At 59.2% G+C, this 18,033-nt stretch carries 19 protein-coding genes and 1 pseudogene; 18 read left to right on the top strand and 2 right to left on the bottom strand.

Going from position 1 to position 18,033, the window contains the following annotated elements; genetic code table 11:
• The first annotated feature begins 29 nt into the window (after positions 1–29).
• The 13 genes and pseudogenes from AC3ITA_RS07935 (at position 30) to AC3ITA_RS07995 (ending at position 12,918) form a co-directional block, all read left to right on the top strand.
• Positions 30–818: a ParA family protein gene (locus tag AC3ITA_RS07935; protein ID WP_095944062.1), complete on the top strand. Its 789-nt coding sequence runs from the start codon at positions 30–32 to the stop codon at positions 816–818.
• 69 nt (positions 819–887) lie between these two features.
• Positions 888–1,001, top strand: a pseudogene (locus AC3ITA_RS07940) (outer membrane lipoprotein carrier protein LolA); the annotation flags it as partial.
• Positions 1,002–1,012: 11 nt separating this feature from the next.
• On the top strand, positions 1,013–1,918 hold the full coding sequence (locus AC3ITA_RS07945) for a CheW domain-containing protein (protein ID WP_414929298.1): 906 nt from the start codon (positions 1,013–1,015) through the stop codon (positions 1,916–1,918).
• 76 nt (positions 1,919–1,994) lie between these two features.
• Entirely contained in the window at positions 1,995–2,480 is a 486-nt protein-coding gene (locus tag AC3ITA_RS07950; RefSeq protein ID WP_007980742.1) for a chemotaxis protein CheW, read from the top strand.
• Positions 2,481–2,873 (top strand): DUF2802 domain-containing protein, encoded by a 393-nt coding sequence (locus AC3ITA_RS07955; RefSeq protein ID WP_095944060.1) that lies wholly within the window; start codon positions 2,481–2,483, stop codon positions 2,871–2,873.
• A 353-nt stretch (positions 2,874–3,226) separates the two neighbouring features.
• The gene (locus tag AC3ITA_RS07960; protein WP_489279935.1) at positions 3,227–3,733 is read left to right on the top strand and encodes a hypothetical protein; all 507 of its coding nucleotides are present in this window, start codon (positions 3,227–3,229) and stop codon (positions 3,731–3,733) included.
• On the top strand, positions 3,730–4,146 hold the full coding sequence (locus tag AC3ITA_RS07965; protein ID WP_414929300.1) for an NUDIX hydrolase: 417 nt from the start codon (positions 3,730–3,732) through the stop codon (positions 4,144–4,146). The genes AC3ITA_RS07960 and AC3ITA_RS07965 overlap by 4 nt, the downstream gene beginning before the upstream one ends.
• A gap of 381 nt (positions 4,147–4,527) precedes the next feature.
• Positions 4,528–4,782, top strand: coding sequence for a PAAR domain-containing protein (locus AC3ITA_RS07970; RefSeq protein ID WP_150673909.1), 255 nt, complete (start codon positions 4,528–4,530; stop codon positions 4,780–4,782).
• Between the two features lie 9 nt (positions 4,783–4,791).
• The gene (locus tag AC3ITA_RS07975; RefSeq protein ID WP_489279936.1) at positions 4,792–5,871 is read left to right on the top strand and encodes a hypothetical protein; all 1,080 of its coding nucleotides are present in this window, start codon (positions 4,792–4,794) and stop codon (positions 5,869–5,871) included.
• 32 nt (positions 5,872–5,903) lie between these two features.
• Positions 5,904–8,783 carry a type VI secretion system Vgr family protein gene (locus AC3ITA_RS07980; protein ID WP_489279937.1) on the top strand — a complete coding sequence of 960 codons (2,880 nt, stop codon included), beginning with the start codon at positions 5,904–5,906 and terminating at the stop codon, positions 8,781–8,783.
• Positions 8,784–8,785: 2 nt separating this feature from the next.
• Positions 8,786–10,747 (top strand): phospholipase D-like domain-containing protein, encoded by a 1,962-nt coding sequence (locus AC3ITA_RS07985; RefSeq protein ID WP_489279938.1) that lies wholly within the window; start codon positions 8,786–8,788, stop codon positions 10,745–10,747.
• Between the two features lie 3 nt (positions 10,748–10,750).
• The gene (locus AC3ITA_RS07990) at positions 10,751–11,782 is read left to right on the top strand and encodes an SEL1-like repeat protein (RefSeq protein WP_414929304.1); all 1,032 of its coding nucleotides are present in this window, start codon (positions 10,751–10,753) and stop codon (positions 11,780–11,782) included.
• A gap of 140 nt (positions 11,783–11,922) precedes the next feature.
• Positions 11,923–12,918 carry an SEL1-like repeat protein gene (locus tag AC3ITA_RS07995; protein WP_489280759.1) on the top strand — a complete coding sequence of 332 codons (996 nt, stop codon included), beginning with the start codon at positions 11,923–11,925 and terminating at the stop codon, positions 12,916–12,918.
• Between the two features lie 258 nt (positions 12,919–13,176).
• Here AC3ITA_RS07995 and AC3ITA_RS08000 read toward each other — a convergent pair whose 3' ends face one another.
• Together AC3ITA_RS08000 and fliK are read right to left on the bottom strand one after the other, a co-directional pair.
• Positions 13,177–13,506 (bottom strand): EscU/YscU/HrcU family type III secretion system export apparatus switch protein, encoded by a 330-nt coding sequence (locus AC3ITA_RS08000; RefSeq protein ID WP_489279939.1) that lies wholly within the window; start codon positions 13,504–13,506, stop codon positions 13,177–13,179.
• Positions 13,503–15,077, bottom strand: coding sequence for a flagellar hook-length control protein FliK (gene fliK, locus AC3ITA_RS08005; protein WP_414929306.1), 1,575 nt, complete (start codon positions 15,075–15,077; stop codon positions 13,503–13,505). Before fliK ends, AC3ITA_RS08000 begins: the two co-directional genes overlap by 4 nt.
• Positions 15,078–15,276: 199 nt before the next feature.
• Here fliK and ccmA point away from each other — a divergent pair, with 199 nt between their 5' ends.
• From ccmA to ccmE, 5 genes are all read left to right on the top strand, one after another.
• A complete protein-coding gene (gene ccmA, locus AC3ITA_RS08010) occupies positions 15,277–15,912 on the top strand; it encodes a cytochrome c biogenesis heme-transporting ATPase CcmA (RefSeq protein ID WP_095944048.1) in 636 nt (211 codons plus the stop codon).
• The gene (gene ccmB, locus AC3ITA_RS08015; protein ID WP_007980754.1) at positions 15,909–16,577 is read left to right on the top strand and encodes a heme exporter protein CcmB; all 669 of its coding nucleotides are present in this window, start codon (positions 15,909–15,911) and stop codon (positions 16,575–16,577) included. The genes ccmA and ccmB overlap by 4 nt, the downstream gene beginning before the upstream one ends.
• Positions 16,578–16,650: 73 nt before the next feature.
• Positions 16,651–17,406, top strand: a complete 756-nt coding sequence (locus AC3ITA_RS08020; RefSeq protein ID WP_489279941.1) for a heme ABC transporter permease — start codon at positions 16,651–16,653, stop codon at positions 17,404–17,406.
• Positions 17,403–17,579 carry a heme exporter protein CcmD gene (gene ccmD / locus AC3ITA_RS08025; RefSeq protein ID WP_060541438.1) on the top strand — a complete coding sequence of 59 codons (177 nt, stop codon included), beginning with the start codon at positions 17,403–17,405 and terminating at the stop codon, positions 17,577–17,579. The genes AC3ITA_RS08020 and ccmD overlap by 4 nt, the downstream gene beginning before the upstream one ends.
• Positions 17,576–18,031, top strand: coding sequence for a cytochrome c maturation protein CcmE (ccmE, locus tag AC3ITA_RS08030; RefSeq protein WP_489279943.1), 456 nt, complete (start codon positions 17,576–17,578; stop codon positions 18,029–18,031). The genes ccmD and ccmE overlap by 4 nt, the downstream gene beginning before the upstream one ends.
• Positions 18,032–18,033: the final 2 nt, after the last annotated feature.

The following is an 18,033-nucleotide window of genomic DNA, read 5'->3' on the forward strand; positions in this document are numbered from 1 at the left end:
GATCCGTTCGGCCGGGAGGAACAATCCGAATGAGAGTCTGGGCAGTCGCCAATCAAAAGGGTGGTGTCGGTAAAACCACTTCCTCCATCGCTTTAGCCGGTTTACTGGCGGAGGCGGGCAAGCGCGTGGTCGTGGTCGATCTCGACCCCCACGGCTCGATGACCAGCTACTTCGGCTACGATCCAGACACCCTGGAACACAGCAACTACGACCTGTTCCTGAACAAGGGCAACGTGCCCCAAGGCCTGCCAGGTCAATTGCTGCTGTCGACCAGCGACGAACGCATTTCCCTGTTGCCCTCCAGCACCGCACTGGCCACCCTTGAGCGCCAGTCGCCGGGACAGAGCGGTTTGGGCCTGGTGATTGCCAAGAGCCTGGCGCAACTGTGGCAGGACTTCGATTACGCCGTGATCGACAGCCCGCCCTTGCTCGGCGTGCTGATGGTCAATGCCTTGGCGGCGAGCCAGCAACTGGTGATCCCGGTGCAGACCGAACACCTGGCGGTCAAAGGCCTGGAGCGCATGGTCAACACCCTGGCGATGATCAACCGCTCGCGCAAACAGGCGTTGCCCTTCACCATCGTGCCGACCCTGTTTGACCGACGCACCCAGGCGTCCCTTGGAACCTTGCGCGTGCTGCGCGACAAATTCCCCGAGGAAATCTGGCAAGGCTATATCCCGGTGGACACCCGCCTGCGCGATGCCAGCCGCGCCGGTCTGACGCCTTCGCAGTTCGACGGCAAGAGCCGTGGCGTTCTCGCTTACCGCGCATTGCTCAAGCATCTGTTGGCGGCACAACTCGTGCCGCAGGTGGCCTGACATGACCCCGAACCCTGTAGGAGCGAGCATGCTCGCGATGGTCGTCAACGCTGACGCGGGAAACCTGACATGATCCCGATCCCTGTAGGAGCGAGCCTGCTCGCGATGGTCGTCAACGATGACGCGGGAAACCTGACACCCCGTGGCGCGCTCAGGTTCATCGCGAGCAGGCTCGCTCCTACAGGTGTGCGCGCATGAACCGCCCATTGAAGACCACCTCGCGCCCACAACTGGCCTTGCAGTCGTATCTGGACAGCCTGCTGCAGGACGTGACTGAGGAGCTGACACCGCCAGTAGAGGCAGTGGCCGAGGAGATCGCGGCCGAAGCCGTGCTGGACGAATTTCAGGCAGCGGTGCTCGAAGAGCAGGCCCGGGATGCACAGAAAACCGCGCCTGTGGTCGCGCCAGTAGCTCCGGCGGCCAAGGCGCCGGTTGCTGTGGTCGAAGCGCCGGAGCCCGTTCTGGCACCGGTATCGACCCTTGCGCCGCTGTTGCAAACCCTGAACGCTCCGGTGATCGAGGAACCTCAGGCACGGGTTCCGCCCGTCGTCGAAGTGCACCTGCCGCCAAGCAATACGCCGCCACCGGTGGAAACCGATGGTCGTCCGTCCTGGGCTGCCGAACCCTTCGAATGCCTGCTGTTCGATGTCGCCGGCTTGACCCTGGCGGTGCCGCTGGTATGCCTGGGGTCGATTTATTCCCTGGCCGGTCACGAGTTGACGCCGTTGTTCGGTCAGCCGGAGTGGTTCCTGGGCATTCTGCCGAGCCAGGCCGGCAACCTGAAGGTGCTCGATACCGCGCGTTGGGTCATGCCCGACCGTTATCGCGACGATTTCAAGCAGGGCCTGCAATATGTGATTTCGGTGCAAGGCTACGAGTGGGGGCTGGCGGTGCATCAAGTCAGCCGTTCGTTGCGCCTGGACCCGAACGAAATCAAATGGAGAAGTCACCGAGGTCAGCGGCCATGGCTCGCCGGTACGGTGATTGAACACATGTGCGCCTTGCTCGATGTCGCCTCGTTGGCCGAGTTGATCGCCAGCGGCGGAGCCCGGCACATGTCCGGCAGCAAGCCGGGCCACAAACCGACATCAGTCAAATAAACAAAACAGGCGACGTCACTCTGATGACGTTGCACGGAACACACACCGCCAGGGCGGTTTCTTGAGGGGTCAGGGTATGAATGACAAGGCAACGGCGGCAAAGGGTTCCGAAGATCCGATCCTGCAATGGGTCACCTTCAAGCTGGACAACGAGACCTACGGCATCAACGTGATGCGCGTCCAGGAAGTCCTGCGCTACACCGAAATCGCCCCGGTCCCGGGTGCCCCGAGCTACGTGCTGGGCATCATCAACCTGCGCGGCAACGTCGTCACCGTGATCGACACCCGCCAGCGCTTCGGCCTGATGAATGCCGAGATCAGCGACAACACCCGTATCGTCATCATCGAAGCCGACAAGCAGGTGGTCGGGATCATGGTCGACAGCGTGGCCGAAGTGGTTTACCTGCGTCAGTCGGAAATCGAAACCGCGCCGAACGTGGGTAACGAAGAGTCCGCCAAGTTCATTCAAGGCGTGTGCAACAAGAACAACGAATTGCTCATCCTGGTCGAGCTCGACAAGATGATGAGCGAAGAAGAATGGTCGGAACTGGAGAGTATCTGATTGATTCTCGAGGTGGCGGTCATTGTCCTGTTCCTGTTCTGGGCAGGTACGCTGGCAATGTTCCTGGCGTACATACGCGCTCAAAAGCAGATCGCCGCGCAACAGGCCAAGGGTGATGCGCTGCGCGATCAGCGCATCAAGGACCTGGCCAGGCACGTCGACGACTACCAGAACGGCAATGTGCGCATGGGCGAAGACCTGCATGAACTGCGGGCGATCGTCGCGCCCCTGCCGGACAAGCTCGCTCAGCTGGAACAACGGGACCCCTCAAGTCTGTCATTCGCCCAGGCGGCGCGACTGGTCGGGATGGGCGCCAGCGTCAACGAACTGACCCAGTCCTGCGGCCTGACCCAGGCGGAGGCGGAGTTGATGAGCAAGTTGCACAAGAACTGACAGCCTGTAGGAGCGAGCCTGCTCGCGATGGACGTTAACGATGACGCGGGCCTCCTGGAGAAACGCGGCGCTCATACCTCCATCGCGAGCAGGCTCGCTCCTACAATGGTTCTATGTCGGACACAGAACAAGTGTTCACAGAAGACCAAATGTGGGAGCGAGCCTGCTCGCGAAGGCGTCCTCGAATGCGCAGCAATCTTCCCCGCGATCCGACGCATTCCTCTCTATCCTCAGACCGGGATTACGCTTTCGTAGTCTCCTGCCTATAGCACTCTCAGATTCCACCGTCTTGTGATCGCAACCAGCGATCAGTAGTTTGACCTGCCCAAACATACACAGTGCCAGGAAGGCTTATGATCGACATTGTGCGCGGTACACCGCTGTGGGTTTATGCGGTGTTTTTAATTCTGAGTTACTACGGCGTCATCGCCTGTTTCAGGAGCCACGTATCGAAAAGGTCATTGCAGATATCACCTGTGATATTCGTGGCTTTGTCCCTCGCATCGCTCAATCCCTCCCAGGAAATTGCAATCCAGCTTTCAGCCTATTCGTTGGGATTACTGGCGGGGTGGTGGGTGGCACTGCGCTTTTTCTCGTACAGCAATGTGCAGCGCGAGGGGGACCATCTGGTACTGCCTGGCACGATCAAGGTGCTGATTGTGTATTGGGGCTTTTTTGCCTGGCGCTACTACGGCGGTTACCAGGCGGCCATGTACCCGGAGCTGGCCAATGAAATGTCGGCGGTCGCAGGGGCGGCACTGGGGGCTGGCCTTATCAACGGTTTGATTGTCGGTCGCAGTCTCAGGCTTTTGCGGTTTTTCAGGTTTGAAGGCGCCACGCAGGCGAGGAATGACGGATGACCACCATTGGAGTATTCGCAGCGATCTTTAACGAGCAGCACGAGATCTTGTGTGTGCAGCGTAACTACCCGCCCTACGGCTGGACGACTCCCGGCGGACGCCTTGAAAATGGGGAGTCACCGGAGGCGGCCGTCGTTCGTGAAGTGCTTGAGGAAACCGGTTACCACGTCACGGTTGAAAAATTGATCGGCCTGTACTCGGCGCCATTCAAAGATGATCTGGTCATTTCCTTCGCATGCTGCATTACCGGCCGTGAGCAGTGGCTGCCTGGTGAAGAGATCTCTGCGATGGGTTTTTTTTCCTTGAGTGATCTTCCCGGACCTATGAAAAACAATACCCGCATTCGTGTGCTGGACGCCTTTGAAGGCAAGTCAGGTACCTGGAGAAGCTTTACCGCGGCGGAACATGCATGAACATGTTGTGACGCAGGCTCGCTTGGCCTGCTGTCGGCAATGTTCTGCTCAGCCGGGACCCTCTACGCAATACCTCCAAGGCGAATGGAGATGGGTGCCAGGTCATCACCCCCACGTTCAGTGACATCCTCCTCCGCGATCCAATATCCACGCACACCCCCGTCTGCAACCTCAATGCATCCATTTTCATGAACAGGCGCTTCGTAATCGCGGGCAGGTTCGCACTCGGGATACGGCCTACGTGGTCCTGGGAATCGGACTACTTGATTTGAGGAATGCGCCGACTTGAGACGGCCGGCTTCGGTCAGTACCGTGCAGTTCCTTTATTTGCTCTCGTTTTTGGACTGATGTCCTGCCCATGTTCAAACACGGAAGTTCACCATGCGCCCCATCATCGTAATCGACGACCCGACCTCTGATGGAGGGCGGGTGTGTGAAGGATCGCCCTGGACGGATATCAACGGTCTCGCGGTTGCGAGAGTCGGAGATCGAGTCTTGTGCCCGCATGGGGAATGCATGATCGAAAGTGGTGATGAAACACTGCTGGTCGATGACAGGGCGGTTGCTCGTGACGGGGATCTGACTTCCTGCGGTGCAAGGCTGATAGCTACGCAAAAGGACACTGGCCTTCTCTAAGGAACAGAGATGGAATATCGAACAAGTCTCTATGATCGGATCTCCGAACGCCGGTTGGCGGCGCAGGAGGCGCAACGCCTGGCGGATGCGATATTTCCCGCGGGGGATTTCACCTCCAACTGCGTCAGCATTGCGCGGGCCTGGGTCTGGCTACCCTGCGGCGCCTATGACGCACCGTTACCGGTAAGCGAACTGGCAGGAATGCGTACCGACTTTTCTCACGACCCACGCCTGCTGGATGCCAGCGGACTGCGTCGGCCCATTTGCCGTCTCGCCACTCCCATCGAAGGATGGCCAGCAGTCGAGGCGCTTGGTCGCTCCGGCGAAATCCTGCAGGGTGCCCTGAAAAAATGGGCATCGGCATTCCGCGAATCAATCGACTGGTCGAACACCCAGGTCGTGTTGTTCGTTCCAGACGCTGTCGGCGCGATGGACTGGATTGATCGAGTCGTGAGCCTGTGGCCTCGTGAGCTGATGCCGCTACGTGGTTTTGACTTGCAGACCCAAGCCCCCGCGCAGTGGTTGCCCGAGGTCCTTGGTCACAGTGCCGGGCCGCAGTACCTGTTGTGCCTGAGTCTGGCCACATGGGTCTGCAAGGAGCAGGTGCCGTGTCTCGCACCTGATGAGATGGCCGGCGAAGCGGTCAGCGCGGTGTTGCTGCATCGCCAGCCGAAGCTTGCGGACCTGCGGACCGACAGCGCTCTGAAACTGTTTGCGCCGATCCAGCTGGATCACCCGCCTCGCACTGCACAGGCGCGTATCGACACGCAAACCCTCGAACGGTTGATGGCAAAACTGTGTGAGCTCACGGCCATCGATCCGGTGCGAGTCAGCGTGCTGATCGGAGAGGGCGCACTCGGTGACAACCGCCTCACTCAGCTCGGTGAATATGCCCGGAAATTCTTGCCTGGCCTGGACCTCGAGCGCCAGGTTCGCCTCAACACAATGGGGGCCCGGTTCGGGTCTGTGACCGGGCAATGGGTGCAAATCGGCCTCGCTTGGCTGACTGCAAGCGCTGAACCTGGCTGCGCCGTGTGGATATTGGATCGCACATTGTCCGACCAGACCCGGGGCTGGCTGATCGGCTGAAGCCTCATGGATTAGTGAAACAGGGAGTTTGAATGGTGAATTCAATTACAGACACCGCATTGGCTTCGTTTGTCCAGCCATTGAGCCAGGCCGGACGCTTGTTGCAACTGACCACGCCCCAAGGGCAGGAACTGTTCGCGTTGCGAGCCCATGCCCGGGAGAGGCTGGGCCGGGTGCCTCGCTACACGGTAGACGTGATCAACCAGGCGACGGTGTTCGACTCCGAGCAATTGATTGGTGAGGCGGTGCAACTGAGCATCAAGCTGGACGATGGCAGTTTGAGCCCCAGGCATGGCTGGGTGGAAAGCGTGCGCTACCTGGGAAGTGACGGCGGTCTGGACGATTGGCAACTGGTCTTCGCTCCCTGGTTCAGCCTGCTGGAATACCGTGTGGATTGCAGGATCTGGCAGGAGGTGAGTCTTCCCGACATCTTCGCCCAGGTCTTCCAGCACTACAGCCAGGCGCGTGGCGCGTACCGCTTCGAACTGTCACGGGAATATCCGCTGCTGTCCTACGTCACCCAGTTCAACGAGACCGATGCCCATTTCGTGCAGCGCTGGTGCGAACAGGAAGGTTTGTTCTGGTACGTGGAACATGCGCTTGACAGCCACTGCATCGTCTTCACCGACAGTGTCATTCTTTTGCCGACCTTGAACCCGCCAGCCTTGCGTTTTCATGCGCAACAGGCCGCTGACCAACAAGACAGCATTACCCAGTGGAGCCCCGGGGCCCGATTGCTCAATGGCGTGGTGCAATCGAGCAGCAGCGACTACCTCTGTCATGCCCGATCACAAATCACCCGAACCCCGGCGCTGCCTGCATCCTCGGCGCCACCCGATCTCGAGCGTTATCAATACCGTGGGCAATATGCCTGGCAAAACCCGGATCGGGGCGACTGGCTGAGCCGTGTGCAGATTGAACAGGACGAATCGGCTGCCAGGCGCATCCATGGGCAAGGTGGCGTGCGCCAGATGCAACCGGGTCATGGTTTCGAACTGACCCAACATCCGTTGTATGAATTCAAGGCGCCCAAGGAACGCCAGTTCCTGATCATCGCGGTCGAGTTTTTTGTCCAGAGCAACCTGCCGGTCGGCACGCAGCGCGTCAGCCCGCCCGGTAGCCTGAAAGCGCTTTTCGAATCCGAGCAACGCCAGTCGATGCACAAAGTGGATAACGAAGGCTTTTACCTGAACCGCTTTGAGACCCAGCGGCTGGACATTGCTTATCGCAGCCCTTTTGCCCATGCCAAACCGGCCAACCCCGGCCCGCAGACCGCCGTCGTCGTGGCCCCGAGCGGTCGCGAGGTCTTTACCGACAAGCTCAACCGTATCTGCGTCCGTTTTCATTGGGACCGTCTGCTCAAGAATGGCGAACTGGGCTCATGCTGGCTGCGCATGATGCAGGCCAGCAGTGGCGAGGGTTGGGGCAGCGTGAACGTGCCGCGCTCGGGGGAAGAGGTCGTGGTGACGTTTCTCGACAACGACATCGACCGCCCCCTGGTGATGGGGCAGGTCTATGGCGGACACAAGCCCGCCTGGCACTCAAGCGGGTTGATGAGTGGTTACAAGAGCCAGGAGATCAAAGGACTTGGCTACAACCAGTGGGTGATGGACGACTCCACCGGCCAGGTACGGACCCAGATCCATAGCAGCCACGGCCACAGCCAGTTGAACCTCGGTTATCTGATCGACCAGCAAGGCAATCAGCGTGGCGCCCTGCGGGGCACAGGTTTTGAGTTGCGCACCGATGCCTACGGTGCCCTGCGCGCGCAGCAGGGTTTGTATCTCAGCACCTGGCCACGCACCAAAGCGCAAGGCGGCCAGGTCGATGTCGAGGAAGCCCGCACGCAACTGACAAACGCCCAGGAGCGGGTCAAGGCATTGTCCGAGGCCGCTCGCCAGCACAATGCCCTGCCGATGCAGGGAAGTGTCGACAGCCTCGATCAACTTGAAATCGATACCCGGCTGGACTATGGCAGTGAAGACAAGCACCTCACCAGCACTCAACGACAACCCCGCAATGGCGGCGACACCGATGCGGCGATCAGCAGCGGTGGCCGTGGCCGCACGACCGGCTTTCACAAGCCGCTGCTGATCGCTTCAGCGCCGGCCGACATCGTCACCGCGACGCCGCAAAATACCCACGTACATAGCGGCAAGCAGTTGACCTTGTCGAGCGGAGAGGACATCAACCTTGCCGGCGGCCAGTCATTGCTCGCCAGTGTCGCTCAAAGCATCAGCCTGTTCGCCAAGGCCGCGGGCGCCAGGCTGTTCGCGGCCAAAGGCAAGATCGAAATACAGGCGCAGAGCGATGCCATCGAGCTCACCGCCCAGGACAGCGTGCGTATCACCTCGACCGCGCGTTCCGTCGAAATTGCCGCTCAGGATGAAATCCTGCTGACCAGCGGTGGCGCCTACATTCGCATCAAGGACGGCAACATCGACATCCATGCGCCCGGCACCGTTGATGTAAGGGGCGTGAAAAAGACCTTCAAGGGCCCGGCACAACTCAACCGCGAAAACCCTGCGTGGCCAACGGGCTCGGTCAGGCAGACGCTGGCATTGGCGGTCGGGCAAAGCAGTGCCGCAGGTTTCCAGTCGTGGAAGGGCATGCCTTACACACTCTTTGCCGATGGGCTTCAGGTCGCAAAAGGTGTCATGGACGGCAGTGGCCGGATTGCCGTCGACCACCACGTCACCACCCGCCGTTATCACATCGAACTGGCCAACGGCATCAGCTACGAGGTGCCGGTGGGCGGCGATTACCTGGGAGAGCCGGGCAATGCCGAACGGGCCAACCAGGGTTTCCACCGTCATGAGCAGCAACCTCGACCCGGCGATACGCCGCCAGACAGCTCCAGCCGGTTCCGCCAGGCCTATGCCCAATTGAACACGCCAGAGTCGGAGGCTTGAAGATGACCCCACCCACGATCACCGTCCCGATCGCCACGAGCAAGACCACCTCCTGCCAGCTCAACCTGCCATGGTTCGTGCAGTGCACCGAATACGGCCCGGTACCCGCCACCTTCGAGCCGCTGGTGAACGGCGAGCGTGCCTTCGGCTCGGTTTATGACGCCATCGAGACCGCCAAAAGCAGCGTGGAAATCATCTGTTGGGGGTTTCAGCCCTCGATGTATTTCAAGCGCGGCAAAGCGAATTCGCTGTGCATCGGCGATCTGCTGATCAAGAAAGCCCATGAAGGCGTTCAAGTCCGAATCCTGTGTTGGTACGACACCTTGCGCCTCGCCCAGACTTCGGAAAACCCGACGCCCGGTGACAACGTCACCAACTGGCTCGGCAAGTACAAGCAGAACCGCAACGACGCACAAGTCGAATATGACAAGATGTGGTATCGCCAGATCCGCCTGGCCTATACGGGCGCCGAAACCGGCCCCATCGAGCTGGGCCAGCGTTTCTTTCGCTTGTTGCTATGGGGCAACGATCCCTCTCTGCGGATCAAGAACATCGAATTCGTCACTCGCGACTTCGGCTTGCTGGATCGTGCGGAAATTGCCTGGCGCCTGAAATGGAAGGCACTGGACAAGGATCGCGACACGACCAACAAAGTCATGAGTTCGGTGGCGATGGTTGCCGAGCCGAGCCACCACCAGAAAATGGTGCTGGTGGACTACGAGCAACCGGAGGTCGCCGTCGGGTTCGTGATGGGGCACAACACGCTGGATGCCTATTGGGACAATGATGATCACAGCCACGTGCGACATCACGGGCAGTTCGGACGCAACGGCGAAACGCCCCGGCAGGATATTTCCAGCCGAGTGAGCTGTCCGGTGCTTGAGTTCTTGAACGACAACTTCTGTGCCGCCTGGAAAAAAGAAACCCGCGTCGACCTGCTCGGCCCGCGTAAACACCTCGCCGGACAACTGCGCGTGCGACCAGACTATGGCCCTCCCGTCATGGCGCAAATACTCAGGACCCAAAGCCAGGAAAACATCCGCGACATCGAGAAGGTCTACCTGAAGGCCGTCAACAACACGACCCGATTCATCTACATCGAGAACCAGTACTTTCGCTGGCCACCGCTGGCGGACAAGATCAAGAGCGTCGTGCAAAACCTTCTCAAAGGCGGGCGTGATCTTGAAAAGGACGGGCCGCTGTATCTGTTCGTCGTGACCAACTCCTCCACCGAGGCCATGGGCGATGGCTCGGTCAATACTTTCCGCATGTTGAAGCAGTTGGGCCGCCCGGAGCTGATGCCGGGTGTCGCCAAGGCCGAACGGCGCGACGGTCTAGAGGCCGAACTTGCCCAAGCCAGGCTGGCCGAGCGCCTGGCTTCCATCAATGCGCGCATTTTCAAGGATCAACGCGATACCGAGCATGACCAGGCGGCGGCTCGGTACTACGCAACCTTGAAAGACAAGCTGGAGCGCGCACGCGCCAGGGTCGCGCAGCTTGAAAAAGAGTTTCCCCAGCAAGACCAGGCCGTCATATCCCCCACGGAAATTCCCGGCCTGAAAGTGCACATTTGTACCCTGGTGGCCCCAGATTCCCCGCCGGAAAACTGGATGGATGTGTATGTGCACAGCAAGTTGATGATCGTCGATGACGTGTTCACCACGCTGGGTTCCGCGAATATCAATACCCGCAGTATGCAGGTGGATAGCGAGTTGAATATTTGTATTGAGGATCCTGCGGTGACAAGGCCGTTGAGGGAGCATTTGTTTGGGGTGCATACGGAGTGGAGGGCTGCCGGGGGTGAAATGTCTAAGATATATAGAGAGTGGCAAGACATTATTAGCCTAAATAGAAATGCTCGAACGAATAACTCTCAACGTGAAGTAACGAGCGAGCCGGCGTCTCCAGTTGCATCATTGATTGAGTTTATGCGAGAAAGTCCTGACAGAAAAAATTGGGACTAGTTTATGAATAAAATATGTCTCGCGTTTAGTGTGTGTTTGTTTGCTATGGCCTGTTCAAAGGTGGAGGAAAGTATGGTGGGTGCCTCGCAGGTAAATTTTGCTTACAGTAGATTGGAATTTAAGTGCGCATATGAGCGCGATTCGTTACCTTTACTTAACCAAGATGCAGACGTTTTCTATCGGTATGGCCTTTACCTGGAAAAGCGTAAAGGACAGAAAGATTACGATGAGATCGCCCGCTATTATCGTATTGCGGCAGCTCACGATCACTACAAGGCCGCGACCAATCTGCAGTTCCTGTTGTCAACCGGACAAGCCCGCTCTCCTGACGCCAGTAAAGAGGTCATCGATCTAGCCGAGTATTATATTGCTCAAGGCATTCCCGGGGCTTATTACGATATGGCGCATTACCTCGAGTTGGGTTATGGCGTCAAGCAGGATGTCGCCGCGTCCAAGGCGTACTTTCGTCGGGCGGCCGATTTGGGGAATCCGGACGCTCAGTATTACATAGGCAGACTTCTGTCCTATGTACCCAATACGGCAAAAATCATGCTGGCGATGTACGAATGTTCGATGGAGCAAGGCAACAGATTGGCGGGGAGAGAGTATGCAAGTTATTCGAAGGTCTCAGGTTTGTATCGAGAGTCCTTGGAAGGCTACCAACATGCGACTAGAAATGGTGACGCAAACAGTGCCGGAAATCTGGCGAGTGCCTTCGAAGGGCCTCCAGCCTCCGATCGGTTGTACTACCTGGCTGTTCAGCAAGATGACGAGCGCGCCGACCGATACAATAGAATCACCGACTTCCTGACGCGACACGAACACCTCGGAGCAAAAGTCCCCGATCTGGATGACATCGTCCCACTTCCACCTGCGACCCTCCCCGAGTGGGACGGTACCTTCCAATGGAAACGCGAGCGTGACTCGGCTGTCCCCATCATTCCATCAGCAGAACTGATCGAGAAACTCAGCGCCGAAAAGGGACTTGATCCCGCCACGGGCTTGCCGCTGCCAAAACCCACCAGGAATACCTGACCATTATCGCCGGGGGAGCGAGTTGGAGAGTTCGGAGGACGTGAATAGATGAGGGGATTCATTAATTATCGAGTGAAGTTATGCCGGAATATAATCGTGTGGGGGCGAGTAGGCCGCTGCTGGCATTGTTCAGCTTCTTGATGATCACGGCCTGCTCAAAAAAAGAAGAGCAGATGCCTGATGCCGCGTCGGTAGACTTTGCCTACAGTAGACTTGAGTTTAAGTGCGCATATGAGCGTGATTCGTTGCCTGTATTGAATCATGATGCGGACGTCCTATATCGGTATGGCCTTTACCTGGAAAAGCGTAAAGGGCAGAAGGATTACGACGAGATCGCCCGCTATTATCGTATCGCGGCTGCGCAGGATCATTACAAGGCCGCGACCAATCTGCAATTTCTACTGTCAACCGGACAAGCCCGCTCTTTTGACGCAGGTAAAGAGACCATCGATTTGGCCGAGTATTATATCAATAAAGGGATTCCCGGGGCTTATTACGATATGGCGCATTATCTGGAGTTGGGTTATGGCGTAAAACAGGATGTCGCCGCCTCAAGAGCCTACTTTCGGCGTGCAGCCGACTTGGGGAATCCGGAGGCCCAATACTACATAGGTAGGGTTCTGTCCTACGTGCCCAATACGGCCGATATCGTATTGGCAATGTACAAGTGTGCGATGGAGCAAGGTAATCGATTGGCAGCAAGGGACTACTCAAGTTACTCGCAAGACTCAGGGTTTTATCAAGAGGCTCTGCAAGGTTACCAGACAGCTACCCGAAATGGCGACGATCTGAGTGCATATAATCTCGCTAATGCATTCAAAGGACCGCCTGCTTCCAATGAACTAAACTATCTGGCTTTACAGCAAGATGACGAGCGCGCCGATCGATACTATAAAATCAGCGACTTCCTGATGCGACACGAACACATCGGCGCAAAAGTCCCCGATCTGGATGACATCGTCCCACTCCCACCTGCGACCCTCCCCGAGTGGGACGGTACCTTCCAATGGAAACACGAGCTTGACTCGGCTGTACCCATCGTTCCATCAGCAGAGCTGATCGAGAAACTCAGCGCCGAAAAGGGACTTGATCCCGCCACGGGCTTTCCGCTGCCAAAAACCGCCGGGAACCTCTAATCAATGCTGTTCCTGCAATAACTGCACGTGATGGTCGGCATGGGCTGACTGAGTCCGGCGGCTTGGTCCAGGCTTAGAGAACCTGTAGGAGCGAGCCTGCTCGCGATGGTCGTTAACGATGACGCGGGCTTCCTGGAGATACGCGGCGCTCATACGTGCATCGCGAGCAGGCTCGCTCCTACAGTGGTTCCATGTCGGTCACAGAATCACTGCAGATCACCTGTGGGCGAGCCTGCTCGCGATGGCGCCCTTGAAATCTCAGTAATCATCCCCGCTTTCGGTGAGGTCCTTCTCCACCATCAGCGCATCCGGCCCCATCCCCGCCGGAAACTTCCCCTTCAAACTCCACGCAAACGCAATGATCTCGGCAATCGTCAGATAGAGCTCCTGCGGAATGCTGTCCCCCAGCTCCATCCTCGCCAGCAGTCTCACCAGTTCGGCGTTTTCGTAGATCGGTACCTCGCAGTCGCGGGCAATGCGCAGGATTTCTTCCGCCAGCGCTTCGTCGCCCTTGGCGGTGAGGGTGGGGGCGTGGGTGCCGTCGTATTTGAGGGCGATGGCTTGTCTTGGGGCGTTGGGGTTTTTCATGCGGTTTCGTCGACCCAGCGTTGTTCGAGGCGGGTTTGCGGGCCTTGGGGTGGTGTGCCGTGGTGGCAGTCCAGGTCGCCGACGTTCAGGCCGGCGGACAGCAGGCGGTCACGTAGCCTGGCGAGGTTGCTTTCGATCAGGTTGGCGGTGTACGGCCGTTCGGCCCAGAGCTGGCCGGACAGGCTGCCCTTGATCAGTTGTGCCTGAATTTGCAGCGGCCCCAAGGGCTCCATGGCGAAGGCCAGTTCCACACGCCACAGCTGTTGTTTGGGTTCGCGTTCTTCGCGACGTTCCTTCGGCGGGTCTTTTTCGGGTGATTCTTCACGCTGGAACTTGACCTGCAAGGGCACGATGTCCTGCATATTGCGCATAGGGATTTCCAGTTGCCAGGTGCTCATCAGCCGTCCGTCGGCAGTTACGCCGGTTTGTTCCAGGCTCGACAGCTGATGGCTTTGCAGGCGTGAAACCGCGGCGGCGGCCAGGCGCAGCAGGTGTTCGAGGTCTTTTTCACCGTCGGCGCCTTGCAACTGGCGCTCGGGCAGCGGGAAACCGGTCGGCGACGGCTTGGCACTGACCTGGCCGAGCATGCCCAGGGCATTGCGGACAAAATTCGGCATGGCTTGGGCCAGGGTATTGGCGGCGATGATCGCGCCGAGGCTGGTGTTGGTCGGCAAGCCCTGACTCAACTGGGCCACCAGTTTGAGCAGATCGCCTTTGATGTCCGGCGCGAGCGTCGGGTTTTGCCCGGTCAGCAGTTTGCTTTCGAGGAACGCACCACTGCTGGCCAGGGCCTGGGCCAGGCCCTTGGGGGTGCTCAACTGTTGAACATCCGGCAAGCCGGCGAGCAACCGGGCAGCGGCGCTGCGCAATTCAACGGATGTCTGGTCCGAGGGCGCAAGGTTTTGCAGGAGCTTGAGCAAGCCGTCCAGCGATCCCTGGCGGCTTTGCTGGTCGACCAGTTGCCGGGTCACCTCCAGTTGTTCCTGTCGGCTGCTCAGTGGCACGAACTTCACGGTCTGGGCGTCCTGCACCTGCGCGCTCAACAAGGTGCCAATGCGCAAGGGCTGCGGGCTGTCGATGCTCAGGGTGCTGCCGCTCAGTGCGGTGTTGAGCAGGCCCACCATCGAGCGAAACACCATGGGCTGGCCGGGCACCTGGGGCAGCACTTGCGAGGTCAGCACTTTGCCCTGCAGCAGAGTGCCGACGGGCAGTTGCGCGGTGTCGAGGCGGGTGAGGGTGGCGATGCTGGAGGCAATGGCTTGTTGCACCGTCACGGCCAGGTTGCCGGCCGAGGGCTGGGTGACGACCAGCGTGGTGCCCTGGGCCAGCGGCTGATTGCTGGTGGTCTGGACTGTGGTCTGGCGGCCGCTGTCGAGGGTGACCTTGAGTAGCATCTGGAAAGTCTGGTCCGCCTGCTTGAGCGACAACACTTCGGCCTGGGCGGTTTGACCGACGCTGATCAGCCCCTCCACCGGGGTCAGCAATTTGAGCAGCTCGCCGCTGACCACCTGCGGGCGGGAAGTCGCCGGGAGGGTTTGCGGTAGCGGGAGGATGTTCATTTCGCCTGTCATACGCGGTCACAACCTGAGGAAAATGCACTCTTTAGAGTAAGGCATGGCATGTATAATGCCGCGCCGTTGTATCCAAAAATGGCGAAAACTTTGCAATTGTTTGACGCAGCTCTCTAGAACAAGACGTCATTGCATCTATGCTGCGTCTCTTTAACGGCCGCGCCAGAGCCGACTTGAACCGTATAAGGCCCGTGATCCCTTGACCAGTCCTGTCCTGCAAACCGTTGCCCTTGCCTGCGAGCGAGACCTTCGGCTGCTCTTCGAAAATCTCGATTTGAGACTGGCCAGTGGCGAAATGATGCAAATCAGCGGCCCCAACGGCAGCGGCAAGACCAGCCTGTTGCGCCTGCTCTCGGGGCTGATGCAGCCGACCGCCGGCCAGGTGTTGCTCAACGGTCAGCCGCTGAACGAACAACGCGGTGAGCTGGCGCGCAACCTGCTGTGGATCGGCCACGCCGCCGGGATCAAGGATTTGCTGACGCCGGAAGAGAACCTGAGCTGGCTGTGCGCCTTGCATCATCCGGCGACCCACGAGGCGATCTGGCAGGCACTGGCCGCGGTTGGCCTGCGTGGATTCGAGGATGTGCCTTGTCACACCCTGTCTGCCGGTCAACAGCGCCGCGTCGCCTTGGCGCGCCTGTATCTGGACAGCCCGCCGCTGTGGATCCTCGATGAACCCTTTACCGCCCTCGACAAGCAGGGCGTGGCGCAACTCGAAGAACACCTGGCCGGCCACTGCGAGCGCGGCGGCATGGTGGTGTTGACCACCCACCATACGCTGAGCCGGATGCCGGCCGGTTATCGCGATATCGATCTGGGGAGCTGGGCCGTATGAGTGTTTTCGGCCTGTTGGTCGCCCGCGAGGCTCGTCTGCTGTTCCGCCGTCCTGCGGAACTGGCCAATCCGCTGGTGTTCTTTGCCATCGTCGTTTCCCTGTTCCCGTTGGCGGTCGGTCCTGAGTCTCAATTGTTGCAAACCTTGTCTCCGGGGCTGGTCTGGGTCGCGGCACTTTTATCGGTCCTGCTCTCGCTGGACGGGCTTTTCCGCAGTGATTTCGAGGATGGATCCCTCGAACAGTGGGTCCTTTCGCCGCACCCCCTGGCTCTTCTGGTTTTGGCCAAGGTGCTGGCACACTGGGCTTTTTCCGGCCTGGCACTGGTTTTGCTCGCGCCCTTGCTGGCGCTGATGCTCGGTTTGCCTGCCGCCTGTCTGCCGGTGTTGCTGCTTTCGTTGCTGCTCGGTACACCGGTACTGAGCCTGCTCGGTGCGGTGGGCGCGGCGCTGACGGTGGGCTTGAAGCGCGGCGGCCTGTTGCTGGCACTGCTGATTTTGCCGCTGTACATCCCGGTGTTGATCCTTGGCAGTGGCGCCTTGCAGGCGGCCTTGCAGGGGATGCCGGCGACCGGTTATCTCCTGTGGCTTGGCAGCCTGACCGCCCTGGCGATAACCCTGACACCTTTTGCAATAGCTGCTGGCCTGAAGATCAGTGTCGGCGAATAATGAGGTCTGGTTAAAAAACAACCAGCAAAGACCCTGGCTCTTCACAGTAAAGAGCAACCGTGATGGAAACAGTATGAACTGGACGTGGTTTCACAAGCTCGGCTCGCCCAAATGGTTTTACGGCATCAGCGGCAAACTGCTGCCCTGGCTGAGCGTCGCGGCGTTGCTGCTGATCAGCGTTGGCGTGGTCTGGGGCCTGGCCTTCGCGCCGCCGGACTACCAGCAGGGCAACAGCTTCCGCATCATCTATATCCACGTCCCGGCTGCCATGCTGGCGCAGTCCATCTACGTGATGCTGGCGGTGTGCGGCATCGTCGGGCTGGTATGGAAGATGAAACTGGCCGACGTCGCCCTGCAATGCGCGGCGCCCATCGGTGCCTGGATGACCACCGTCGCGCTGGTCACCGGGGCGATCTGGGGCAAACCGACCTGGGGCTCGTGGTGGGTCTGGGATGCACGCCTGACGTCCATGCTTATCCTGCTGTTCCTGTACTTCGGTCTCATTGCATTGGGCAATGCGATCAGCAATCGTGACAGCGCGGCCAAGGCCTGTGCGGTGCTGGCGATCGTCGGCGTGATCAATATCCCGATCATCAAATACTCGGTGGAGTGGTGGAACACCCTGCACCAGGGCGCAACCTTCACCCTCACCGAAAAACCGGCGATGCCGGTCGAGATGTGGCTGCCGTTGCTGCTGACGGCGCTGGGTTTCTACTGTTTCTTCGGCGCGGTGCTGCTGCTGCGCATGCGTCTTGAAGTGCTCAAGCGCGAAGCCCGGGCCAGTTGGGTCAAAGCCGAAGTGGAAAACAGCCTGGAGGTCGCTCGATGAGTTTTGCTTCATTCGGCGACTTCATCGCCATGGGTCATCATGGCCTGTATGTCTGGTCAGCCTATGGCATCTGCCTGGCGGTACTGACCCTCAACGTGGCGGCGCCGATCCTGGCCCGCAAGCGGTATCTGCAACAAGAGGCGCGTCGTCTGCGCCGGGAGAACGGCAAGTGAATCCGCTGCGCAAAAAGCGTCTTATCATCATTCTCGCGATCCTGGTCGGGGTCGGCGCTGCCGTCGGCCTGGCCCTGAGCGCCCTGCAGCAGAACATCAACCTGTTTTACACACCGACCCAGATTGCCAACGGCGAAGCCCCGCGGGACACGCGTATCCGTGCCGGCGGCATGGTCGAGGCCGGTTCCTTGCAGCGCTCCGGCGACTCGCTGGACGTGAAGTTTGTCGTCACCGACTTCAACAAGTCCGTGACCATCACGTATCGCGGCATCCTCCCGGACCTGTTCCGCGAAGGGCAGGGCATCGTCGCTTTGGGCAAGCTCAACGCCGATGGCGTGGTGGTGGCCGATGAAGTGCTGGCCAAGCACGATGAAAAGTACATGCCGCCGGAAGTGACCAAGGCCTTGAAAGACAGCGGCCAGTCGGCACCGACTCCTGTGAAAGAGGGCTAACC

The organism is Pseudomonas sp. GL_090 (assembly GCF_057837765.1).